Source organism: Oxalobacteraceae bacterium OTU3CAMAD1 (assembly GCA_024123915.1).
GTDB lineage: Bacteria > Pseudomonadota > Gammaproteobacteria > Burkholderiales > Burkholderiaceae_D > Rugamonas.
Genome location: CP099650.1, coordinates 4237143 through 4260999, shown reverse-complemented (window position 1 = coordinate 4260999; position 23857 = coordinate 4237143). Strand labels below are relative to the sequence as shown.

At 64.1% G+C, this 23857-nt stretch carries 15 protein-coding genes; 7 read left to right on the top strand and 8 right to left on the bottom strand.

The window, feature by feature from the left end:
- Positions 1-4: 4 nt before the first annotated feature.
- Complete coding sequence (locus NHH88_18315; GenBank protein USX11660.1) at positions 5-1198, top strand: acetate/propionate family kinase; 1194 nt, start codon at positions 5-7, stop codon at positions 1196-1198.
- Positions 1195-1971 carry an enoyl-ACP reductase FabI gene (fabI, locus tag NHH88_18310; GenBank protein ID USX11659.1) on the top strand — a complete coding sequence of 259 codons (777 nt, stop codon included), beginning with the start codon at positions 1195-1197 and terminating at the stop codon, positions 1969-1971. The genes NHH88_18315 and fabI overlap by 4 nt, the downstream gene beginning before the upstream one ends.
- 9 nt (positions 1972-1980) lie before the next feature.
- Here the strand turns inward: fabI and NHH88_18305 are convergent, their stop codons facing one another.
- Both NHH88_18305 and NHH88_18300 read right to left on the bottom strand, forming a co-directional pair.
- Positions 1981-4203 (bottom strand): patatin-like phospholipase family protein, encoded by a 2223-nt coding sequence (locus NHH88_18305; GenBank protein ID USX11658.1) that lies wholly within the window; start codon positions 4201-4203, stop codon positions 1981-1983.
- 82 nt (positions 4204-4285) lie between these two features.
- Complete coding sequence (locus NHH88_18300) at positions 4286-5959, bottom strand: FAD-dependent oxidoreductase (protein USX11657.1); 1674 nt, start codon at positions 5957-5959, stop codon at positions 4286-4288.
- Between the two features lie 194 nt (positions 5960-6153).
- Here NHH88_18300 and NHH88_18295 point away from each other — a divergent pair, with 194 nt between their 5' ends.
- Entirely contained in the window at positions 6154-9333 is a 3180-nt protein-coding gene (locus NHH88_18295; GenBank protein ID USX11656.1) for a TonB-dependent receptor, read from the top strand.
- 53 nt (positions 9334-9386) lie between these two features.
- Positions 9387-10376, top strand: a complete 990-nt coding sequence (locus NHH88_18290; GenBank protein USX11655.1) for a glycoside hydrolase family 43 protein — start codon at positions 9387-9389, stop codon at positions 10374-10376.
- Between the two features lie 90 nt (positions 10377-10466).
- Here NHH88_18290 and NHH88_18285 read toward each other — a convergent pair whose 3' ends face one another.
- The 6 genes from NHH88_18285 to NHH88_18260 are packed head-to-tail and all read right to left on the bottom strand — an operon-like array spanning position 10467 to position 17295.
- Complete coding sequence (locus NHH88_18285; protein ID USX11654.1) at positions 10467-11861, bottom strand: L-fuculose kinase; 1395 nt, start codon at positions 11859-11861, stop codon at positions 10467-10469.
- Positions 11858-12877, bottom strand: coding sequence for an ABC transporter permease (locus NHH88_18280; protein USX17373.1), 1020 nt, complete (start codon positions 12875-12877; stop codon positions 11858-11860). The genes NHH88_18285 and NHH88_18280 overlap by 4 nt, the downstream gene beginning before the upstream one ends.
- A gap of 14 nt (positions 12878-12891) precedes the next feature.
- Positions 12892-13893 carry an ABC transporter permease gene (locus NHH88_18275; GenBank protein ID USX11653.1) on the bottom strand — a complete coding sequence of 334 codons (1002 nt, stop codon included), beginning with the start codon at positions 13891-13893 and terminating at the stop codon, positions 12892-12894.
- Positions 13890-15413 (bottom strand): sugar ABC transporter ATP-binding protein, encoded by a 1524-nt coding sequence (locus NHH88_18270; GenBank protein ID USX11652.1) that lies wholly within the window; start codon positions 15411-15413, stop codon positions 13890-13892. The genes NHH88_18275 and NHH88_18270 overlap by 4 nt, the downstream gene beginning before the upstream one ends.
- 11 nt (positions 15414-15424) lie before the next feature.
- The gene (rhaS, locus tag NHH88_18265; protein USX11651.1) at positions 15425-16432 is read right to left on the bottom strand and encodes a rhamnose ABC transporter substrate-binding protein; all 1008 of its coding nucleotides are present in this window, start codon (positions 16430-16432) and stop codon (positions 15425-15427) included.
- Complete coding sequence (locus NHH88_18260; protein ID USX11650.1) at positions 16429-17295, bottom strand: DeoR/GlpR family DNA-binding transcription regulator; 867 nt, start codon at positions 17293-17295, stop codon at positions 16429-16431. The genes rhaS and NHH88_18260 overlap by 4 nt, the downstream gene beginning before the upstream one ends.
- Before the next feature lie 386 nt (positions 17296-17681).
- On the opposite strand from NHH88_18260, the gene NHH88_18255 reads away from it, so the two are divergent.
- From NHH88_18255 to NHH88_18245, 3 genes are read left to right on the top strand one after another with little or no spacing between them, the layout of a single operon-like run.
- Positions 17682-19718 carry a bifunctional rhamnulose-1-phosphate aldolase/short-chain dehydrogenase gene (locus NHH88_18255; protein USX17372.1) on the top strand — a complete coding sequence of 679 codons (2037 nt, stop codon included), beginning with the start codon at positions 17682-17684 and terminating at the stop codon, positions 19716-19718.
- A 38-nt stretch (positions 19719-19756) separates the two neighbouring features.
- Positions 19757-21064 carry an L-rhamnose catabolism isomerase gene (gene rhaI / locus NHH88_18250; GenBank protein ID USX11649.1) on the top strand — a complete coding sequence of 436 codons (1308 nt, stop codon included), beginning with the start codon at positions 19757-19759 and terminating at the stop codon, positions 21062-21064.
- Positions 21065-21109: 45 nt separating this feature from the next.
- Positions 21110-23857, top strand: a complete 2748-nt coding sequence (locus NHH88_18245) for a glycoside hydrolase (protein ID USX11648.1) — start codon at positions 21110-21112, stop codon at positions 23855-23857.

The window sequence follows — 23857 nt, the reverse complement described above, 5'->3', positions numbered from 1 at the left end:
GGCGATGGCGCCCAACGGCTGCATCGTCGTCATCAACGCCGGTTCGTCGAGCATCAAGTTCTCGCTGTTCGACGGCCCGTCGCTGCGGCCTGCGCTGCGCGGCAAAATCGAAAACCTGTACGCCGGCGTGACCCGTTTCATCGCCCAGGATGCGCAGGGCGCGACGGTCGGCGAGCGAAGCTGGCCGGATGCGCCCATCGATCACGAGGCCGGCATGCGCTTCCTGATCGACTTCGCGCAGACGCATCTCGATGGCAGGCGGGTGGCCGCCGTCGGCCACCGCATCGTCCATGGCGGCGTGGCCTATAGCGGGCCGCAGTTGCTGGATCAAACCGTGGTGGCGGAGCTCGACAAACTGGTTCCGCTGGCGCCGTTGCACCTGCCGCACAACCTGGCGCCGGTGCGCTCGATGATCGCGCTGGCGCCCGAGGTGCCGCAGGTGGGCTGCTTCGATACCGCCTTCCATGCCGGCCAGCCGGCGCAGGCGCAGGCGTTCGCGCTGCCGGCCAGGATCACTGATCTCGGCATACGCCGTTATGGCTTCCACGGCCTGTCCTACGAATATATCGCCAGCCGCCTGCCGCAGGCGGACCCCGGCCTGGCCGGAGCCAAGGTGGTGGCCGCGCATTTAGGCAACGGCGCCAGCATGTGCGCGATGTCGGCCGGGCGCAGCGTCGCCAGCACGATGGGCTTCACCGCCGTCGACGGCCTGCCGATGGGCACCCGCTGCGGCGACCTCGATCCGGGCGTGGTGTTGTATTTGATCGAGGAGCTGGGCATGGACGTGGCGGCCGTCCAGAAGCTGCTGTACCAGGAATCCGGCCTGCTGGGCGTATCGGGCATCTCGGCCGATATGCGCACATTGGAGGCGAGCGACGATCCGCGCGCCAACGCTGCCATCGGCTTGATGGTCTACCGCATCGGCCGCGAACTCGGTTCGCTGGCCGCCGCGCTGGGAGGGCTCGATGCGCTGGTGTTCTCGGGCGGCATAGGCGAGAACAGCGTGGCGCTGCGCGCCGCCGTCTGCCGCGACGCGGCCTGGCTGGGCGTGGAGCTGGACGCGGCGGCCAACGACGCCAATCCGCGCGGCGTGACCCGCATCAGCGCCGCCGGCAGCAAGGTCGCCGCGTGGGTGGTGCCGGCCAACGAGGAACTGATGATCGCCCGACACACGCTGGCGATACTGGAGGATGCATGAACACCGAAACCATTTTTCCCATTTTGGCCGGTAAGCGCGCCCTGGTGGTCGGCGTGGCGAACGAACATTCGATCGCCTGGGGTTGCGCGCTGGCGTTCCGCAAGGCGGGCGCCGACGTGGTGCTCACCTATCTGAACGACAAGGCGCTGCCGCATGTGGCGCCGTTGGCGGCGCAAATCGACGCGCAGCTGCTGCCGCTCGACGTGACGCAACCGGGTCAACTCGAAGAGTTGTTCCCGATCCTTGCGGGGCAGGGCAAGCTCGATATCCTGGTCCATTCAATCGCGTTTGCGCCCAAGGCGGATTTGCAGGGCGGCCTGCTCGATTGCTCGCTGGACGGCTTTCTGCAGGCGATGGACGTGTCGTGCCACTCTTTCGTGCGGATGGCCAAACTGGCCGTGCCGCTGATGACGGACGGCGGCTCGATGTTCGCGATGAGCTATCATGGCGCCAACAAGGTGGTACCGAACTATAACGTCATGGGACCAGTGAAGGCGGCACTGGAGGCCTCATGCCGCTACCTGGCGTATGAGCTGGGACCGCGCGGCATCCGGGTACACGCGATCTCGCCGGGACCGTTGAAAACGCGGGCGGCGTCCGGCCTGAAGGATTTTGACCGGTTGCTGAACGAGGCGGTCGAACGCGCGCCGCTAGGCGAGTTGGTCGACATCGACGACATCGGCGCCACCTGCGCGTTTCTGGCGACGCCGTACGCCCATAGGCTCACCGGCAGCACCGTGTATGTCGATGGCGGCTTGAACATCGTCGCCTGACCGCGCCGGCTAGGGCTTGCCGATCAACAGATACAAGGCCGTCTTGTTGCGCGAGGCGCGGCCGGCGCCGAGATAGATCGGTCCGAGCGGCGTATCGACCGCCACATACAACGCGTTGCTGCGCACGTTCTGCACGCCGTCGACCGAATCGAGCGTGTCGCCCATCCGCCCCAGTTCGGCCGAGAAGCCGATGTAGGCGCCGTCGAGCAGGCCGGGACGCGAGATGCGGTAGTTGTACACCAGCCGCCCGAAATGCAGGCTGTTGCCAACCAATTCGCCGGTGCGGTATCCGGACAGCTTGAGGAAGCCGCCGAACGCGATGTACTCATGGTCGGGCAGCGGATTGCCGCCGATCTTGCGCTGGATTTCAAGGCCGCCCTGCAGCGAGTGCGGTCCCGTCGCGACGGCGGTGCGCGCGGAGAACGACAGCTTGTCGTAGTTGCTGGTCGCGCCCAGGCCCGTGCGCGACGAGTACACCTGCACATCGGCCTCGAAGCCGTCGCGGGGGAAGGCCAGGTTGTCGAGCGTGTCCGCGCGCAGGCGGGCCTGGATGGCGGCGGTGCGGGCGCTCGGATAGAGCAGGGTAGGCAGCAGGCTCGTATCGGCCAGCAGCTTGGCGTGGCCGCGCGAGTAGCCTATCCTGGCCTCACCCCATTCCGCCAGCGGCACGCCGATATCGGTGCCGGCCGTCACCGATTCGCGCCGGAAGCGCGCCAACCGGTCGCCATTTGTGTACACATCGAGCGGGGTACGCTCCGCAGCCAGGTAGGCGGTTGCGAACAGGCGCTGCGCCGGCGTCAGGGGTTGGCGCCATTCGGTGCCCAGCCGGTCGGTGTGGCCGATCTCCACTTCGTTGCGCCACTCCGCGCCGAGGGAATTGAGCCACGTCCAACGATGCGAGGCCCGCAGCGAAAAGAACGAATCGCCTTCGAAGTCGGTCGATACGCCCAATCCCAGCCGAAGGTATTGCGGCCCCCATGATTTTTCGGTGACTGTGGTCGTCATCACGTGGCTGCCGTCGTGCAGTGGCGTGACGGCGTAGCCGACATGTTCGAAGTCCCCGCGCCCGTAGAGGCGGCGCATGTCGCGCTCGGCGATCGCCGGATCGAACAACTGGCCTGGCTGGGATTCCATCGTGCCGCGCAGCGCCTCGGCCGGCACGCGGTGTGCGCCGGCGACGCGAACCTCCTTGAGCAGCACGCCCTTGGGCGGCGGCTCGCCGTTCCGATGGCGTGCCAGCAAGGCGTAGTCGTCGGGGCCTATCGCGTAGCGTCGCAGTTCCGGTGTTGAAGCGCGTGCCGCTTCCAGCCCCTGGGCTTCGGCTTCCTTGAGCATATCGAAGCTGGCCGCCTGGATCGCCGACAGGTTGGGCGTGATCAGCACGTCCTTGTCACTGAGCTCGCGTAGCGATACCTGCACATTGGTGTTGGTCAGCATGCGTGTCATCTGGTCCGACATCGACAGCACCGACTTGATCTCTTCGCGCTTGAGCAGCGGGGTGCCGATATTGACGGCGATGACCACATCGGCGCCCATTGCGCGAGCCACGTCCACCGGCAGGTTGCGCGCGATGCCGCCGTCGACCAGCAGCCTGCCGTCGATCTCCACCGGATTGATCGCCGCCGGTATCGCCATGCTCGCGCGCACCGCCTGCGCCAGGTTGCCGTCGGCCAGCACAATCATCTGGCCGTCGCTGACATCGGTGGCGATGGCGCGGAACGGAATCGGAAAGTGATCGAAATTGTTCGCCGTCTGGCGCGCGGTCAGCCGCCGCAGCACCGCTTCCAGCGCCACGCCGGCCACCGCGCCCTTCGGCAGGGCGACGCCGTCGCGGCCGACGCCGATCTCCGGGCCGACATACGCACCGGCGGCGTCCGCCTTGCGGGCGATCGACAGGTCGCGCCGGGCGACATCGTGAAACAGGTTGGCGGTGCTCAGGGTTTGCATCTCGCGCTCGATGTCCGCCAACGGCATTCCGCTGGCATAGGCGCCGCCGACGATGGCGCCGGCGCTGGTGCCGACGATCATATCGACCGGGATCCGCAAATCCTCAAGGACTTTGAGCACGCCGAGATGGGCGCCGCCGCGCGCGCCGCCACCGGACAGCACCAACGCCACCTTGGGCCGGACGGACGGCTGCGCGGCGGGCGTGGCGTCCCGCGCTGGCGTCTGCGCGTGGGCGGTCTGGAGAAAAAGGCTAAGGCAGCATAGCAGCGTGGTGAATTTTCGCATGGCTTGACTGTAGCATGGTGTTGTTTGGAAAACAATCAAACGCACCAGCCGTCCGCGCCATTCGCGGGTCAGTTTTAGCGGGTTAGCCAGCCTGCTCCCGCCGCGCCAGAAACGCGTGGATCTGCGATACCACGGCGGCGCCTTCGCCGACGGCGGCGGCCACCCGTTTGGTCGAGTTGGCGCGCACGTCGCCGATGGCGAACACCCCCGGCACGCTGGTCTCCAGGCTGGCTTGCCGGCTTTCGAGCGCGCAGCCCGGGGTATCGTAGCCGGTCAGGATGAAGCCTTTGGCGTCCACCTCCACGCCGCAGTCGCCCAGCCAGCCGGTGTTCGGATCGGCGCCGATGAACAGGAACAGGCGCCGCACGTCGTAATCGGTTTCGACTTCGTCGCGGTTGTCGCGCACGCGCACCTGCCGCAATCCATCCTCGCTCGTGCCCTCCAGCGCGACGATCTCTGAGTGCGTGTGCAGCACGATGTTCGGCGTCGCCTCGATACGCTCGATCAGGTAGCTAGACATCGTCGACGCCAGGCTGTCCTTGCGGATCAACATATGCACCCTGGACGCGAAGCCGGACAGGAACACCGCCGCCTGGCCGGCCGAATTGCCGCCGCCGACCAGCATCACTTCCTCGCTGGCGCACAGCTTGGCCTCCAGCGGCGAGGCCCAGTAGTACACGCCCTTGCCCTCGAACTGGGTCAGGTTGGCCAGGGAAGGGCGGCGATACCTCGCGCCGCACGACAGCACCACCGTGCGCGCTTGCAGCCGTTGCAGGCTGCCGCACATCTCCACTTCGAGCGGATAGTTGCCGCACACGAGGCGTCCGGCCGGCGCGGGTATCGCCATCTCGACGCCGAATTTGCGTGATTGGACGTAGGCGCGGCCGGCCAGCGCGCGGCCGGAGATCCCGGTCGGGAAGCCCAGGTAGTTCTCAATGCGGGCGCTGGCCGCCGCCTGGCCGCCATAGGCCCGCGTTTCCAGCGCCAGCACGGACAAGCCTTCGGAGGCCGCATATACCGCCGTCGCCAGTCCGGCCGGTCCGGCGCCGACCACGATCACGTCCCACACCTGGTTGGAGCTCAGCTCGGGCAGTGTGCCGAGACAGCGCCCCAGATCGACCGTCGAGGGATTTTTGCGCACGCTGCCGTCGGGGCACACCACCATCGGCAGTTCCTCGGGCAGCGGGTGATACCGTTCGCACAGGGCGCGCGCCTGTTCGTCAACCTGCGGGTCGAGCACCTTGTTGGGTATCCCGTTGCTGTTCAACCAGCCCTGCAGCGCGTGCATGCGCGGATGGCCAGGTGTTGCAATCAGCACCACGCCGCTGGCGCCGTTGTCCATCAATTCGACGCGCCGCAATATGAAGGCGCGCACGATTTTCTCTCCCAGTTCCGCCTCCGCCACCAGCAGCGCGCGCAGCGATTGCGTGGTCAGCACCAGCACTTCGACGGCGCCGATCGCGTGGCCGTTGACCAGCGACGGCGCGTTGGATAGCTGGCTCATTTCGCCGGCGAATTCGCCCGGCAGATGTTCGGTGATCACAGAGGTATTTCCCAACCCGTCATAGCGGCTGATGCGGATTTTCCCGGCCAGCAGGACGAACATGCCGAAGGTGCTGCGGCCGGCCTCGAACAACATCTCGCCGTCGCGGTAGCAGGCGCGCGCGCCGAAGCGCTCGATCCGCCGGACCTCGGACGCATCGAGTTTGGGAAGCGCCTGGCCGGCGCGGGATTTGAAGGTGTCGTAGGTCGTCATGATCACAGTTTAACGCGGTTAAATGCTGCACTGCCAGATTCTAAAGGAAGAGCGGTTGGTGATCATCATTGTGATTCTTTGAGCGGGCGATGATTTTTATGCGCAAGTGACTACTAGAATGCGCTCACAAGCTGATCATAAAACACCGGCCGGACACACGGCCGAGACGACGGGAGACAAAAGTGAACACAGTAATGAAGACAGCAAGCACGCAGTCGAAGCAGGCCGGCAGCCGTACCACCCAGCGTGTCATCGTAGCCGCCGTGGCGTCTGCGGTCGCCTCCATCCTGGCCAGTAACGCCGCGATGGCGCAATCGACCGATGCATCCGCGCCGGCTTCCCAGCCCACCTCGCAGCCGGCCGGCGTGCCGCGCGCGCCGGACGACGCGCCGCCGGCCGTCGTCACCGTGGTCGGCACCCGTAAATCGGTGGCGTCGGCGATCGACCGCAAGATCCGCAACTCCACCGTCTCGGACTCGCTGGTGGCCGAGGACATCAACCAGTTCCCCGACAAGAACGTCGGCGAGGCGCTGTCGCGCATCACCGGCGTGCAGCTCACGCGCGACTTCGGCGAAGGTTCGCAGATTTCGATTCGCGGTGTCGAGCCGGATTTGAATCGGGTCGAGATCAACGGCATGTCGGTGCTGGGCACCAACGGCAACGCCGGCCGGGGCGCCGAGCTGCGCGAGCTGGCTTCGGAGCTGATTGCGTCGATCGACGTCTTCAAGGGCAGCACGCCCGACCTGACCGAGGGCGGTGTCGGCGGCACGGTGGTGATCACCACCCGCAAGCCGCTCGATTTCAAGAAGTTCACCATCGCCAGCACCGTGTCGGGCGAACAGTCGTCCAGCCGTGGCGGCGTGCAGCCGCGCGCCAGCCTGCTGATCGCGGACCAGTTCCTGGACGGGCGCCTCGGGCTGATGGCCAACGTGGTCTATGACGACGTCCGCACACGCAACGACTACACCCGCAACACCAGTTGGCGCTTCCTGCGCGACTGGGACTTCTCGCCGGAGAAAACCGTCACCTCGCTCGATCCGTCGGTGGCTGGCATCTCGGACGTTTCCGGCTGCGGCGCCGCCAACCTGTCGGCCGCGCAGCGCACCGCCTGTAACCAGCAATGGTATGACTATTCGCCGGGCACGCCGCGCTACGGCATCTGGACCCGCGATCATAAACGCTCGTCGGCCGAGTTGACCGCGCAGTATAAATTCAGCAACGACCTGAAAGCGTATGTCAGCTATCAGGCCAACAAGCAGGACCAGCGCCTCAACGACCGTAACTTCGGCACCGATTTCAGTGCCGTCACCCGGCTGTCCAACGCCGGCCGCGCGCCGACCTACAACGCCTCCGGTGTTCCTTCCGGCGCCACTTGCACCGCCGCGCCGACCGCCTCCACGCCGGCCGGCATGACCGTCGCCAACCACTACGTGACCGAGTACACGGTCGGCAGCTGCACCTATTTGAACGGCATCGCCGGGCAGGGCTCGTTCAGCACCCAGGCGCGCGATTTCGACCTGAAAATCGATTCACGCTACGTTACGTCCGGCTTCACCTATAAAAAAGGGCCGCTGGAGATCGAGGGCCTTGCCGGCACCTCGCGTTCGAATTATCACAATGAGACCAACAGCATCGTGCTGTCGCAAAACGCGCCGGGCTTGAAGGTCTCGCTCGACGCCCAGGGCTTGCCGCATTTTGACTTCCCGGCCGGCTATTCGCCGGAGGACAGCCGCTCCTACGTCAGCGCGCAGCTGCAGTACCGTCCCTACGAAACCAAGAACGACGAAGATCAGGCCAAGCTCGATTTTAAGTACCGCCTGTCGACGCCATTCTTCAGCAAGGTATGGTTTGGCGTGCAGGCGCGCAAATCGTCCGCGCAGCGCTATAACGGTACTTCCTATGTGCTCGACAACGGCTCCGATCTGGCGGGTACGGCGGACGACCTGATCGTCGGCGGCGCCAACATCAACCAGACGGTGACCTATGACCCGAACAACACCAGCGGCGTGATACGCGGGCCGGACAGGTTCAACATCGCCGATCCCGGATGGTCCAGCCGCTATGTCAACGCCGCGCAGATGGCGCAGTTGGTCGACGCCGTGCGCGGGCGCTCGCCTGGCACTTTCTTCGGCGGCTACGACAAGGTCGGCAACATCCCGAGTGGCTGGATGACACCTGTCTACAGCGCGGCAGCCCCGTACTTCGACACGTCCAAGTTCAACTTCGACGCCATCTACAACGGCATCGGCACCGACGGCAACATGCATCCACAGATTCCCGCCTACCGGGTCGAAGAGCGCATCAAGTCGGCGTATGTGCGGGTCGATTTCGACACCGAGCTGTATGAGCACCAGATCTGGGGCAACCTGGGCGTGCGCTATACCGGCACGCGCGACAAATCCACTGGTTCGCAGTCCTCCGGCATCCGCGTGCCGAATCCTGGTTCGGCGGCCGGCTACTCCGACTACCTGTACGGCACCAATATTCTCTCGCTGGAGAACAGCTACCATGACTACCTGCCAAGCCTCAACGTGATGGCCTGGGCCGTTCCGGACAAGTTCATGGTGCGGTTCGGACTCGCCAAGGTGATGTCGCGGCCGCGCGTCGACCTGCTAGCGCCGAACGCCCGCTGCATCACCGGCAGCGGCAATCCCGCATACGGCGGCGAGGGCGACGACGATTGCACGGCCGGCAATCCGAACCTGAAGCCGTTCCGCGCGACGAACACGGACCTGAGCTTCGAATACTATCCGAGCGCGGACAGCCAGGTCAGCGTCGGCCTGTTCAAGAAGAAGATCGACAGCTACATCCTGGAGAAGCAAATCGTCAGGGGCGTCGACCTGTTCGGCGATGGCCGGCGGTTCGACGTCACACAGGCGATCAACGGCGAGGGCGCCACCACCAAAGGCGTCGAGCTGACGGCGCGCACCGCGTTCACCTTCCTGCCCGGATGGCTGGGCGGCTTCGGCGGAGACGTCAACTATACCCGCATGACGTACAAATACGCGGCCGGCACCGAACGAATCAACCCGCTGGACGGCACGGTTCTGCCGTACGCGGGGCTGTCGAAAAACAGCTACAACGCGGCGCTGTGGTATGACCTGGGCAAAATCAACGCCCGCGTGGCCTACAACTTCCGTGATCGTTTTTACACGGGTAACAACGATGTGGCGGGCAACCCGACCTTCCAGCAGAAGACAGGTTTCCTCGACGCGAAGTTCCAATATCGCTACAATGACAACATCACGTTCTCCATCGAAGGCAAGAACCTGACGGACCAGGCGCAGACCACCGACGGCGGCGATCCGTTCCGCGTGAACGAAGTGGCATGGTCCGGCCGTCGTTACTTCGTGAGTTTATCGATCAAAAACTAAGGGCATCCATGGCGCAAGCGTTTATTGCGCGCGGACTGAAAACGGCGGCCTGCATGGCCGCTGTTTTTTCGTTTGCGCTCGCCGCATCGGCGGCGGAACCGGTATTTAACAACCCGCTGGTCAAACAGCGGGCCGACCCGCAGGTCTCGCTGCACAGCGACGGCTATTACTACTTCACCGCCACGGTGCCGGAGTACGACCGCATCGAACTGCGGCGCGCGCGCTCGCTCAACGACCTGGGATCGGCCGAGGCCAAGGTGGTATGGCGCAAGCACGCCAGCGGCATCATGGGGGCACACATCTGGGCGCCGGAGATGCACTACATCGGCGGCAAATGGTATATCTACTTCACGGCCGGCGCCTCCGACAAGATCTGGGATATCCGTCTCTACGTGCTGGAAAACAGCTCGCCCAATCCGCTGGAAGGGGAATGGAAGGAGCTGGGGCAGCTCAAGACCGGCTGGGAATCGTTCTCGCTGGACGCCACCACGTTTGCGCTGGATGGCAAACGGTATTTGCTGTGGACGCAGGTCGCTCCGGAATCGACCACGCACGCCACCAATATCTACATCGCCGCGATGGATACGCCAGCGTCGATCAAAGGCCCGGCGGTGATGCTGACGAAGCCGGAGTATGACTGGGAGAAGGTCAAGCACGCCGTCAACGAAGCGCCGGCGGTGCTGGTCAAGAATGGCAAGGTGTTTGTCAGCTACTCGGCCAGCGCGACGGATGCGAATTATGCGCTTGGTTTGTTGACGGCGCCGGTGGGAGGGGATCTGCTGAAGCCCGGCACCTGGAGCAAGTCGGCGAAGCCGGTGTTTGTCAGCAGCGAGGCGAATGGCCAGTATGGGCCGGGGCATAACTGGTTCACGACCACGCCGGATGGCAAGACGGATATCCTGGTCTACCACGCACGCAATTACCGCGACATCGTCGGCGATCCGTTGAACGATCAAAACCGCCACACCCGCGCGCAGGTGCTGCACTGGAACGCGGACGGCACGCCGAACTTCGGTCAACCGGTAGCCGACAAGCGTAAATGACAACGGAGACACGTAGGGCGGATTAGGCGGAACGCCGTAATCGGCCATGCATGCGCCGCCGACGGAGCATGCATGGCCGATTACGCTACGCTAATCCGCCCTACGCGCCTCCACGAGGGACCGCCAGCGCTGCTTATAGTCGTCCCAACCATCGATCCCGAGCGGCTCCGCTGTCGTATTTCGTACAGCCGGGGCGCTCCCCCAGTGATGCAGCATCCACCCTCCGCATGTAGTTCCGCTGGTGTCGTCCGTGCTACTAATTTGCTGATTCGGACGCAACGCCGCCAGCAAGGGCGCAAACCACGGATTCCCCGTGTAACTACCCTCAACGACCACCGCGCCGTCCGCACCCAACTGCTCCAGGCAGTAATCGCTCATCAAAACACAATACAGCGTGGCAAGCGCGTAACGCTGCCTGTTGTCCTGCGGGGCCAACCCGACAATCTCGCCCGTCCGCCCGGCAAACGGGCCGCCAGCCTGCGAGTAACACGGCAGCGCCATCGTCTGCCGTTCGATCAGCAAGCGCAAATCCTCAACGCCACAAACCTCCAGCTCCGCCCCGGCCAACTCCCCGAACTCGCGCCCACCCATGAAACGCATGCACGCCACGGCATGGCCCATCGCGTTGCTATTGGCGAGCATGTCGGCCGCCTCGCGCAAGCCTTCCAGCGGCTTGCCCGGCGCGGCGGCGATCACCCAGGTTCCGGTCGACAGCACCGCCGGCGCATCGCCTTCACCGCCTTCGGCACGTGCGAAATGCCGCAACAGCGATGCGTTGCTGTCATGGATGCCGCACAAGACCCTGCACTCGGACGGCAAGCCGGTTTGCCGCGCCAGTTCCGCCTTCAAGAAACCAAGCGGCGCCCACGCAGGCTGCAGCGGCGGGAACAAATCGCTCCAACCCATGCGCTCGATCAGCGATGAATACTGCTGGCGCGAAGGTTGCCACAGATCCGTGTGACAACCCAGCGACGTGACCTCACTGGCCGCCACGCCGCTCAAACGCCAGGCCCAATACTGCGGATACATGAGGATATGCCGCGCGCGGCCGAATTGCTCGGGAAAGGCTTGCGCTTGCCACGCCAGCTGCCTCCCCAGATTCAGGCCGGCCGGCAGGCGAGGCGAATAGGTCGCGGAGTAGGGCGGCCGCTGGCCGGCATAGTGCGCGCCCTGTTCGGTGGGCATTTCGAACTCGTAGTCGAGCACCGGCAGCACCAGTCCCTCGTCATCGACCAGCGCCGCCGTGGCGCCGTGCGTGACGCTGACGATGGCACCCACATGCGCGAGCGTCGAAAATTGCAGCATCCCGTCCAGCATCCAGCTCCAGATACGGTCAGTGTCGTGATGCGGATACGGCCCGCAATTCAATATCGTATTCGGGCTGCGGCGCTCCGCCAGCACCGCGCCGTCGACATCGATCAGCACCAGCTTGACGTTGGTCTTGCCGATATCGAGGACGATGGTGGCTTCGATCGGCAAGCTCATTTGGCGGTCCTTCGACCGCGCAACAGACGTGGCAGGGCGATGGTCGCCAGCAGCAGAATACCGACGACGATGGTCATGTAGATGCCTGGGATATTGGCCAGCGACAGCCCGTAGGTGACGGTGCCCAAAGTGAGCACCGCCAGCATCACGCCACCGATGGTGCCGGCGCCGCCGGCGATGCTGACGCCGCCCAGGATCACCATCGTGATCACTTCCAGCTCCCAGCCCATGGCGATATTCGGCCGCGTGCTGCCGATGCGCCCCGTCAGCAGGTACGCTGCCAGTCCGGCCATCGCGCCGGTCAGCATGAACAGCACCAGGCGATAGCGGTCGACGGCGATGCCGGAGAAGCGCGCCGCGACCGGGTTGTTACCGATGGCGTAGATGCGGCGGCCCCAGGTCGTCGCGTGCAGCACGAACGCGAACAGCCCCGCGAACGCCAGCAGGATGATGAATTCGCGCGGGATGAAGCCGAAGAAGTAGCCCTGGCCCCAGTCGGCCATCACCTGCGGGTAGCCGGTGAAGGCCTTATCGCCCAGCACCACGCTGGCCAGCCCGCGGAACAGCGAAACGGTGCCGATGGTGACAACGATCGACGGCAGCCGGAAGTGGGTGACCATAATGCCATTGAGCCAGCCGCAGGCCGTACCGGTGGCCAAGGCGATGGGCAGCAGCAGCTCCGGCGCCACGCCGTTGGCGTGCGCCAGGCCGATCGCCACCGACGACAGCGCGAGGATGCCGGACACGGAAATGTCGATCTCGCGGCAGATGATCAACAACGCCATCGGCAGCGCGATCAGCGCCTTTTCGCTGAAGTTGAAGGTGCCGTCGGCCAGGTTGTACAGGTCCAGGAAGTGCGGCAGCATGATGGCGTTGGCGGCGAAGGCCGCCACCAGCAGCAGCGCAAGCAGGCTTTCCCAGCGGCCCAGCAGGGTCCCCAGGCGAAAGCCCGGACGGTCCGCGATGATGTAGCGGGAGGAGCTGGCTTTTTCAGGCGCGTCGGCGGAATTGGACATCACGGTACTCGTATTCACGCAGCGCTCCCTGTTGCGTTGGATTTATTCAGGTGCAGCGGCAGGATTTGCCGGCCGATAGGTCTGCCGCCACGGGCATTGATCAGCACCGCCGTCAGGATCACGACGCCGGTCAGCGCGCTTTGCCAGAACGGCGATACCTTCACCACCGGCAGCGCGTTGCCGATCACGGCGAGGAACAGACCGCCCAGCACCGCGCCGGCCACGCTGCCGCTGCCGCCGGCGATGCTGATGCCGCCGATGACGCACGCCGCGATGACGGTGAATTCAAAGCCGTAGGCGATCTCGGTGTAGGCGACCGCGTAGCGCGCCACCCACAGGTAGCCGCACAAGCCGGCCATGGCGCCGGACAGGCCGTAGGTCCACATCAAGCGGCTGGCGATCGGAATGCCGACGTAGCGCGCGGAAAACGGCTCGTTGCCGATCGCGTACAGGTCGCGGCCGAAGCGGCTGTGCTTTGCGACATACCACGCCGCCAGCACGGTCAGCGCCGAGATCCACACCAGATGCGTGACGCCGAACAGGCGCGCCAGCGGGAAGGCGATGAAGTCGGCCGGCATCTGGTGCGACGACACCCAGGCGCCACCGGACAGTACGAACACCAGGCCGCGATAGACGCTCATGGTTCCCAAGGTGACGACGATGGGCGCCAGATCCAGATAGCCGATCAGGTAGCCGTTGATCAAACCAAGCAGCAGCCCGATGGCCACTGCGGCCAGCATCACCAGCGGCAGCGGCAGTTCGGGAAAACGGGACGCCAGCAGCGCCGACATCATGCCCGCCAGCGCCAAGCTGGAGGCGACCGACAAATCGACGCCGCGCGTGACGATGACCAGCATCTGCGTCAAGGCCAGCATGATCAGCAGGGTACTGTCGGTGAGCAGATTGGCCAGGCTGGACCCGGTGACGAACACCGGCGCCCGCGTGCCCACTAATATAATCAGTGCGACGGTGCACAGCGCAAGCTGAACTTCGCGCATTTTCAGCAGCGCCTTCATACGCATTCCTCCACTGGCAGCGCGCAGCCCGAGGCGGCGGCCACGATATTTTCCGGCGTTGCGTCCGCGCGGTTGTATGTATGTTCGATGCGACCCTGGTGCATGACGACGATGCGGTCGGCCAGGCCCATGACCTCGGGCAGTTCGGACGAGACCAGGATCACAGACAGTCCCTTGCTCACCAGCTCGCCGATAAAGCGGTGCACGGCGGCCTTCGAGCCGATGTCGATGCCTTTGGTCGGCTCGTCCAGAATGATCACTTTTGGATTGGTCGCGAGCCATTTGCCCAGCACGACCTTCTGCTGGTTGCCGCCGGAGAGTTCGGAGACGTTTTGCGTCAAGTGCGCCGCCTTCAGTTCCAGCTGCTCGGCGTAGTGGCGCGCGATCGCGGTCTCCTGCGCCCGGCGTCCACGCAGGAAGAAGCCGACCCTGGACAGGATAGGCAGCGTGATGTTCTGCATGATAGGCAGCGACAGATGCGCGCCCTGGTGCTGACGGTCCTCCGGCACATAAGCGATGCCGTGCTTGATAGCGTCGGACGCGCAGGTGACGCAAATCTCCTTGCCATCAAGCCTGACCGTTCCGCGCACGGCGGTGCTCAATCCAAAGATAGCATGCATGACCTCCGAGCGGCCGGCGCCGACCAATCCATAAAAGCCGAGGATTTCTCCGCGCCGCAAGGAGAAGCTGACGTCGTCGAATTCGGTAGGGTGGCACAGGTTTTTCACTTCCAGCAGCACCTCGCCGGGCGTGACGTGGGCCTTGGGGTAGGCCTGCTTGACGGTGCGGCCCACCATCAGCGCCACCAGATCCTGCTCGGTGACGTCGGCGATCGCGCCTTCGGCGATGAACTGGCCGTCGCGCAGCACTGTGTAACGGTCGGCCACGGCGAAGATCTCGTCGAATTTATGGGTGATGAAAATGATCGCGGTGCCAGCCGCGCGCAGCTGGCCGATGATGCGATAGAGTTCGTGGATTTCGCGCTGCGACAGCGACGCCGTCGGCTCGTCCAGGATCACCACGCGCGCGTCCTGCGACAGCGCGCGGGCGATTTCGACGAAGTGGCGCTGGGCCACGCTCAGATCCTTGACGCGGGCGCGCACCGGCAGGTTGACCTCCAGGCGCGCGAACAGCTTCTCCGCCTCGGCCTCGATTTTGCTCCAGTCAATGCGGCCGGAGGCCCCCTTGCAAGGCTGGCGGCCGACGTAGATGTTTTCCGCCACGGTCAGCTCGTCGAACATCACGGTTTCCTGGTGCACCGCCGTGACGCCGGCGCGCATCGCGTCCTGCGCGTTGGCGAACTTGATCGGTTGGCCGGCCAGTTCGATCGAACCTTCGTCCGGCCGGTAGATACCGGTCAGGGTTTTGACCAATGTCGATTTGCCGGCGCCGTTCTCTCCGATCAGCGCCATGACTTCACCCGCGCGTACCGACAGCGCCACGTTGTTCAACGCGACGATGCCGGCAAAGCGCTTGCAGATCCCGGTCAATTGCAGGACCGGGGTTGTATTGGTATTCATAGGACTCCAGCTCAGAAGATCTTGGAGAACTTGTCGACGTTCCCTTTGTCGTAGGTGAATGGCGGCGCCATCGCGCCTTCACCGTTGGCGTCCAATGCGATGCTGCCCATGCGGCCGGCCGAAACGCTGCCACCGGGTTTGGCGGTGGGCTGGCCTTTGACGAAGTCGTAGGCGGCGTAAGTGGCGGCGTAACCGAGATCGATCGGATTCCAGATCGCGAACTCGCGCACCGCGCCGCTCTTGACATGGCCCGCCATTTCGGACGGCAGACCCAGGCCGGTGACAAACACCTTGCCGACCAGGTTTTCGTCGACCACCGCCTTGCTGGCGGCGTTGATGCCGACCGTGGTCGGGGCGATGATGGCCTTCAGGTTCGGATTGCTGCGCAACAGGCCGATGGCCTCGCGGTAGCTCTTGTCCGACTGGTCGTCGCCGTAGACGGTGGCGACCAGCTTCATGTTGCTGAACTCGGGCTTCTCCAGCGTCTTCTTCATCACGCCGATCCAGATATTCTGGTTGGTAGCCTGTGCCGATGCCGACAGGATCGCGATCTCACCCTTGCCGCCAATGGCGTCGGACGCCATCTGGATCTGCTTCAATCCGATCAGGTCCGCGTTGGAGGGATTCAGCTGCATCAGGCGGCCTTCGGGCGCCAGGCCGCTGTCGAAGGAGATTACCTTGATCCCGCGCGCCATGGCCTTCTTCGTGATCGGCACCAGCGCGTTCGGGTCGTTGGCGGAGATGACGATGGCGTCGACCTTTTGACTGATCAACGAGTTGATGATTTCGATCTGGCCCTCGGCGCTCGGCGTGGTCGGGCCGGTGTAGATGATCTCCACATTTTTCAGCTCCTTGGCCGCGTCCTTGGCGCCGGTGTGGGCGGCGTCGAAGAAGCCGTTACCCAGGCTTTTGACGACCATCGCGATGCGCATGTTCTCACTTTTCTTCTCGCCGCAGCCGGCGATGGCCGTGAGCAGGCCGGCGGCAACGGCCGCCAATACGATCTTCCTGCGCTTCAATGCGATACCTCCGATTGGTACATCGCCGCCGACTGGTAGTCGAACGGTGGATTGAACTGGCTGGCGTTGTGCTGGGCGGGAATCGCTTCCGGCTCCACGGTGACCACGCGCACGCCGGATTGCTCGAGCAGCTGCACCGCCGAATCAGAGGCGTAGGTGTCGGTGATGACGGTCGATACGCGGTTCAAGCCGCACAGGATCAGGCCCGCCTTCTTCGCGAACTTGGAGCTGTCGACCAAGACGATCAGTTCTTCCGCCTGCGAGATCAGGCGCTTCTCGGCCTGGATCAGCAGCGGGTCGGCTTCCATCAGTCCAAGCAGCGACAGGCCGTAGACGCTCATGAACATCTTGGCCGCGTAATGATGCTGGGTGATGTCGTTGTCGAAGGGGCTGAGGATGACGTTCTGCTCGCGATAGACTTTGCCGCCGGGGACAATGATCTCGTTTTCGCTCGATACCAGCAGGCGCTCGGCCATGAGGAAGGAATTGGTGAGGATCTTGAGGTGCTGGTCGACCAGGAATTCGGCCATCATGAAGGTGGTGGTGCCGCCGTTGATGATGATCGTTTCGCCTTCGGTGCACATGCCGGCGGCGTGGCGGGCGATGGCGCGTTTGCGCTCGGCGTAGCACTGGATATTGTGCTGGAAGGTCTCGCTGGTGAGGGTGAAGCTGCGTTTTTTCTGCTCCAGGTTCGCGGCGCCGCCACGGGTGCGGGTGAGCAGACTGCGGGCGGCGAGCCAGCTGATGTCGCGGCGCACCGTGGCGGGGGAGGCGCTGAGCCAGTCGACCAATTGCGGCACGCTGGCCGTATTATGTTCGGCGAGCAACTTCAGCAAACGTTTACGGCGCTTGTGATTTACCATTCCTGTCTCCTTTTATTTGGCGCTTACTACCGTCGCTGCCACAGTTTTCTGGGGGACCGATCCGGTGTGCGCCTTTATTAATTACTAAGACTAAACATTTCAAAATCTTACGTCAATCATTAGTCGATCAAATATTTGATTGTTTCGATATCGTTTTCGTGAACTGATCACCTTTCGATCATCGATATGATTATTTCCTACTTGGTCATCAACTTGAGCGCTGGCGCATTGACACCCATGCGCCGCTGATTTCTACTGGTTACAGTTGCCAAAAGCGGCAAAAGCGAACACGAAACGCATACTCAAACAACGGAGATCAGTAAATGAAAGTAACCCAGCAGCAAGCCCCGATCACTTCTTTGTGGGACGACAAAGCTGCGGCAGCCATGAGCGAGCCGGAGCTGTTGCTATACCGTTCGAACCTGCTCGGTTCGGACCTGCGCATCACCAATTTCGGCGGCGGCAATACCTCGGCCAAGGTCATGATGGACGATCCGCTCAGCGGCGAGCAGGTGGAGGTGCTGTGGGTGAAGGGTTCCGGTGGCGACCTTGGCAGCATCAAGCTTGACGGCTTTTCGACGCTGTACATGGACAAGCTCAACGCCTTGAAGGGACGTTATCGCGGCCTGGCGCTGGAAGACGAGATGGTGGCCTATCTGCCGCACTGCACCTTCAACCTCAATCCGCGCGCAGCCAGCATCGACACGCCGCTGCACGCCTACATCGCCCGCAAGCACGTCGACCACATGCACCCGGACGCGGTGATCGCCATCGCCGCCTGTGCCGGCAGCCAGGCGCTGACGCAAAAAATCTTCGAGGGCGAGCTGGGATGGCTGCCATGGCAGCGTCCAGGCTACGACCTTGGCCTGAAACTGGAACAGGTATCGAAGGCGCAGCCCAACCTGAAGGGCATCATCCTCGAAGGGCACGGCCTGTTCACCTGGGGCGACACCGCCAAGTCCTGCTATGAGACCACGCTGGCAATCATTAAACGCGCAGAGGAATGGCTGGCCGCGAATTCGAAGCAGCCATCGTTCGGCGGCCAGGCGATCGAGCCGCTACCGTCCGAGCAGCGCAGCGCGCTGGCGGCCAAATTGATGCCGCTGTTGCGCGGTAAAATCAGCCGCGACGAATACAAGCTCGGTCACTTCGACGACAGCGCCGCCGTGCTGGAATTCGTTTGCAGCCGCGATCTGCAACCGCTGGCCGCGCTGGGCACCTCGTGCCCCGATCACTTCCTGCGCACCAAAATCCGTCCGTTCGTGATCGACTTCGATCCGCTCAAGCCGGACTTTGACAAGCTGGTCGCCGGCCTCGATCAGGCACTGGAGGAATACCGCGCCGGCTACGTGGCCTACTACGAGCGCTGCAAGCACGATAACAGCCCGGCCGTGCGCGACGCCAATCCGATCATCTACCTGATTCCCGGTGTCGGCATGCTGTCGTTTGCCAAGGACAAAGCCACCGCGCGCATCGCCGGCGAGTTCTATGTCAACGCGATCAACGTGATGCGCGGCGCGAACGGAGTCGATACCTACGTCGGCTTGCCGGAACAGGAAGCCTTCGACATCGAATACTGGCTGCTGGAAGAAGCGAAGCTGCAGCGCATGCCGAAGCCGAAAAGCCTGGCAGGCCGCATCGCGCTGGTCACCGGCGGCGCCGGCGGCATCGGCCAGGCGGTCGCCAAGCAGCTGCTGCAAGAAGGCGCTTGCGTGATGTTGACCGATATCGATCCGGAAGCGCTGTCGCAGGCGCACGCCGACCTGGTGAAGTCGGCGGGCAAAGACAGCGTCGGCAGCATCGTCGCCAACATCACCAGCGAAGAAGCGGTGGAAAGTGTGCTGCAGGCGGCCGCGCTGCGTTTCGGCGGCGTCGATCTGTTGATCTCCAACGCCGGCATCGCCTCGTCCGCGCCACTGGAGGACACCACGCTGGAAATCTGGCAGCGCAACCAGGACATCCTGGTGACCGGCTACTTCCTGGCCAGCCGCGCGGCCTTCCGCATCATGAAGCAGCAGGGACTGGGCGGCAGCATGGTCTTCGTCGCCAGCAAAAACGGCCTGGTGGCATCGGCCGGCGCTTCGGCCTACTGCACCGCCAAGGCGGCGGAAATCCACCTGGCGCGCTGCATCGCGCTGGAAGGCGCGCCGCACGGCATTCGGGTCAACGTCGTCAATCCGGACGCGGTCATTCGCGGCTCGCGCATCTGGGACGGAAAGTGGAAGCAGGAACGCGCCCAGTCGAATAAAATCGAGGCCGACGACGTCGAGAAGTTCTACCGCGACCGCAGCATGCTGAAACTGAGTGTTCTGCCGGAGGATATCGCCGAAGCCGTGTACTTCCTGGCGAGCGACAAAGCCGGCAAGAGCACTGGTAACATTCTCAACGTCGATGCCGGCAATGCCGCTGCGTTCACGCGCTAAGCCACACACTATAAAAATAACGAAGGAGACCTATTTTAATGAGCACCTTATCTAGCACGATGATCGACAGCGGCCGCGTGGCCGAACACAACGCCAAGCTGCGCGCCAATCTGGACGAGGACTACGCGGCGCTGGGAGGCATGCTGGCCCGCCGAGGCCAGGACATCGAGAAGCTGACGGCGCAAGCGCAAAAGTTCGCCGTGGCCTTGCCAAGTTGGGGCGCCGGCACCGGCGGCACGCGCTTCGCCCGTTTTCCGGGCAAGGGCGAGCCGCGCAACGTGGTCGAAAAGCTGGAGGACTGCGCTGTCATCCACCAATTAACCTGCGCAACGCCCGGCGTCTCGCTGCACTTCCCATGGGATAAAACCTCGGACCCGTCGGCGCTGCGCCAGCAAGCCGAGAGCCATGGCCTGTACTTCGACGCCGTCAACTCCAATACCTTCCAGGACCAGGTGGGCCAGGAGCACACCTACAAATACGGCAGCATGACGGCGCACAGCGCCGCCACCCGCGCCCAGGCGGTCGAGCATAATATCGAATGTATCGAGTTGGGCCGGGCGCTGGGATCGAAGGCGCTGACGGTGTGGGTGGGCGACGGCGCCAACTTCCCGGGCCAGCACAATCTGCGCGGTGCGCTGGAGCGGTATCTGGACAGCGCGCGCGGCATCTACGCGGCGTTGCCGGCCGACTGGAACATGTTCATCGAACATAAGCTGTTCGAGCCGGCTTTCTACGCCACCACCATCGCCGACTGGGGCACCAGCTTCGCCTGCGCGCAGACCCTGGGCGAGAAGGCGAAATGCCTGGTCGACCTGGGACACCACGCGCCGAACACCAACATCGAGATGATCGTCGCGCGGCTGGCGCAATTCGGCAAGCTGGGTGGCTTCCACTTCAACGACAGCAAATACGGCGACGACGATCTGGATTCGGGCAGCATCAATCCATTCCAGCTGTTCCTCGTCTTCAATGAGCTGGCCGATGCCGCCGAACGCGAGGGCGCTTCGTTCGCACCGGCCTACATGCTGGACCAGTCGCACAACGTGACCGATCCGATCGAAAGCCTGATGAACAGCGCGGTCGAAGTGCAGCGCGCCTTCGTCCAGGCTAACCTGGTGGACCGCGTGGCCTTGCGCCAGTACCAGGAAGCCAATGACGCGCTGCAGTCGGCGCAAACGCTCAAGCACGCATACCGCACCGACGTCAGCGCGATTCTGGCGATGGCGCGTCTGCGGTCCGGCGGCGCGATCGATCCGGTGGCGTTCTATCGGTCCAGCGGTTATCGTGGACAGGCCGCCGAACGCCGGCCTGCCAAGGCGGGTGCCAGCAGCAGCGGTATAGTCTAAGCGGTGGCCCCGACAATAAAGGGGCCGCGCGATCAGCGCCGCCCGGTGACGCCCGCCGCAAAGGTGGCCTGTCGTTCGTTGGCATCGGCGCTGGCCTTGCTGTGCGCCGGGGTCGCTGCGGCGCAGGGCAGCGCGCCCGGGCCGGTGCTGTCGGACCGCCTCGCGGACGTCGCCGCCCACCTGGCCAATCCACCGGCGGACGCACGTCCCATGGTGCGGTGGTGGTGGTTCGGGCCGGCCGTGGTCCAGTCGGAGCTTGAGCGCGAACTGCAGGCGATGAAGGCCGGCGGCTTCGGCGGCGTCGAGATTCAGCCGGTGTACCCGATGGAGCTGGACGACCCGGCGCGCGGCATTCGCAACGTCCCTTATTTGTCGGCCGAATTCCTCGATTCGGTCAGCTTCGTCAACCGCAAGGCGCGGGCCGAAGGCATGCGCGTCGATATGACGTTGGCCAGCGGCTGGCCGTATGGCGGCCCCAATGTGCCGGTCACGGAATCGGCGGGACGCTTGCGTGTCGCCGTCGCGGAAGTGGCGCCCGGCGCGGCCAGCGTCACCCTGCCGGCCATCATGAGCGGCGAGAAACTGCTGGCCGCCTTCGTTGGTGCCGGTAGCCCCAAACAGTACGATGCCGCCACGCTGAAGCTGATTGAACTGCCGGGGACTGCAGGTCCCGGCCGCGCGGTTGTCGCGCCTGCGACCGACGCGCGCGTGATGGTGTTCTACATCGCCAGCCGCACCGGCCAGCAGGTCAAGCGCGCGGCACTGGGCGCGGAAGGCTTTGTGCTGGACCATCTGAGCCGCAAGGCCATCGATCATCATCTGAATACCGTCGCCGAACCGCTGCTCAAGGCATTTGGCGACCAGCCGCCGTACGCGGTGTTCTCGGACAGTCTGGAAGTCTACGGCACCGACTGGACCGACGACTTCCTCGAAGAGTTTAAGCGCCGGCGCAGCTATGACCTCAAGCCACATCTGCCGGCGATCTACAGTGGCGTCGGGCCGGATGCGGGCGCGCTGCGCCACGACTGGGTACAAACGCAAACGGAATTGGTCAATGAACGCTATCTGACACCGGTCAACGATTGGGCGAAGAAGCACAAGACGCAGTTCCGCTCACAGACTTATGGCGAGCCGGCGGTGTCCATGTCGAGCAACCGCCTGGTCGCGCTGCCGGAGGGCGAAGGGCCGCAATTCCGCACCTTCTCGTTCACACGCCTGGCAACATCGGCCGGGCACTTGTACGACAAACCGGTGATCTCGGCCGAGACGTGGACCTGGCTGCACTCGCCGGCCTTCAGCGCCACGCCGCTGGATATGAAAGCGGAAGCCGACCGCATGCTGCTGCAGGGCGTGAACCTGTTCGTCGGTCATGGCTGGCCCTACACACCGCCAGGTTCGCCGGAACCTGGCTACGCCTTTTATGCGGCCGCCGTCTTCAACGATCACCAGCCCTGGTGGAACGTCATGCCCGATGTGACGGCGTATTTGAGCCGCGCCAGCTATCTGCTGCGCCAGGGACGGCCCGCCAACGACGTCGCCGTGCTCCTGCCGAACGACGACGTCTACGCGGCGATGACACCGGGTAAAGTGTCGCTGTCCGCGGAAATGCACAAACACGTCACGCCGGAATTAACCGAACAGATACTCGATGCAGGCCATAATCTGGACTACGTGGATGCGGAATCGATACTGGCGCTGGGCGTCAACCATCCGGTGCTGGTGATGCCGCATGTGACGCGCCTGTCGCCGGAAGTGATGGCCAAGCTGGCGGACTATGTGCGTGGCGGCGGCAAGATCATCGCCGTCGGCGCGTTGCCGTCAATGGCGCCCGGCTTCGCCGATGCTCGGCGGATCACGTCGCAGGTGGTCGCGGCTTCCAAAGCCCTGCAAGGCAAGGCTGGCCTGACGCTGGTGGCCGACGACGCGGCGGTTGGCGCCGCACTCGCCAAGGCGCTGACGCCGGACCTGAAGCTGGCGTCGCAGTCTGCCGATGTCGGTTTCATCCGCCGCAAGCTGGCGGACGGCGATATCTACTTCATCGCAAATACCGGCAACCGGGAAGTTCGGACGACGGCAAAGCTGCGCGCAACGCGCAAATCCGCATCGTGGTGGAATCCGCATGACGGCACGGCCAGCCCGGCCAAAGTGACGCCGACGCTGGAGCTGGTTCTGGCGCCATACGAATCACGGATTCTGGTGTTGAGCGATGGTGATGCCGCTGGATTGGTCGCCATCGACAAGCCATTGACTGTTCTTGCGGAACTTGGCCGCGAGTGGCAAGTACGATTCCCCGGAGAGAAACCGCAATCGATGCCGCAACTCCGCTCGTGGACCGACGATCCATCCAGGCGCTTCTTCTCCGGCATCGCCGTCTACAGCAAGGACGTGGAACTCACCGCGTCGCAACTGAACGGCGCCGCCATCCGTCTGGATTTCGGCAAAGGTACGCCGTTGGACAGCACGCCCAAGGTCCCAGCCGGCATGCGCGCAATGATGGAGAGTCCGATCCGTGAGGCGGCAGAGGTCTTCGTAAACGGCCGGCGTGCCGGCTCGGTGTGGCATCCACCCTATGAGCTGGACGTCACCAGCCAACTGCGCGCGGGCGTCAACAAGATCGAAGTCAAGGTCGCCAATTTGTCGATCAACGCGCTGGCGGGCCAGGAACGTCCGGATTACCGGCTGCTGTCGGCGCGCTATGGCCAGCGCTTCGTGCCGCAGGATACGGATCTTATCGTCCCGACACCGTCCGGCATGCTCGGCCCCGTGCGACTGCTGACGCAACCTAAGGAATGA

What these genes read in the sequence shown, in the direction of transcription:
- NHH88_18315 (USX11660.1), top strand. Translation starts at nt 5, where the DNA reads ATGGCGCCCAACGGCTGCATCGTCGTCATCAACGCCGGTTCGTCGAGC.
- fabI (USX11659.1), top strand. Translation starts at nt 1,195, where the DNA reads ATGAACACCGAAACCATTTTTCCCATTTTGGCCGGTAAGCGCGCCCTG.
- NHH88_18305 (USX11658.1), bottom strand. Translation starts at nt 4,203, where the DNA reads ATGCGAAAATTCACCACGCTGCTATGCTGCCTTAGCCTTTTTCTCCAG.
- NHH88_18300 (USX11657.1), bottom strand. Translation starts at nt 5,959, where the DNA reads ATGACGACCTACGACACCTTCAAATCCCGCGCCGGCCAGGCGCTTCCC.
- NHH88_18295 (USX11656.1), top strand. Translation starts at nt 6,154, where the DNA reads ATGAAGACAGCAAGCACGCAGTCGAAGCAGGCCGGCAGCCGTACCACC.
- NHH88_18290 (USX11655.1), top strand. Translation starts at nt 9,387, where the DNA reads ATGGCCGCTGTTTTTTCGTTTGCGCTCGCCGCATCGGCGGCGGAACCG.
- NHH88_18285 (USX11654.1), bottom strand. Translation starts at nt 11,861, where the DNA reads ATGAGCTTGCCGATCGAAGCCACCATCGTCCTCGATATCGGCAAGACC.
- NHH88_18280 (USX17373.1), bottom strand. Translation starts at nt 12,877, where the DNA reads ATGTCCAATTCCGCCGACGCGCCTGAAAAAGCCAGCTCCTCCCGCTAC.
- NHH88_18275 (USX11653.1), bottom strand. Translation starts at nt 13,893, where the DNA reads ATGAAGGCGCTGCTGAAAATGCGCGAAGTTCAGCTTGCGCTGTGCACC.
- NHH88_18270 (USX11652.1), bottom strand. Translation starts at nt 15,413, where the DNA reads ATGAATACCAATACAACCCCGGTCCTGCAATTGACCGGGATCTGCAAG.
- NHH88_18260 (USX11650.1), bottom strand. Translation starts at nt 17,295, where the DNA reads ATGGTAAATCACAAGCGCCGTAAACGTTTGCTGAAGTTGCTCGCCGAA.
- NHH88_18255 (USX17372.1), top strand. Translation starts at nt 17,682, where the DNA reads ATGAGCGAGCCGGAGCTGTTGCTATACCGTTCGAACCTGCTCGGTTCG.
- rhaI (USX11649.1), top strand. Translation starts at nt 19,757, where the DNA reads ATGAGCACCTTATCTAGCACGATGATCGACAGCGGCCGCGTGGCCGAA.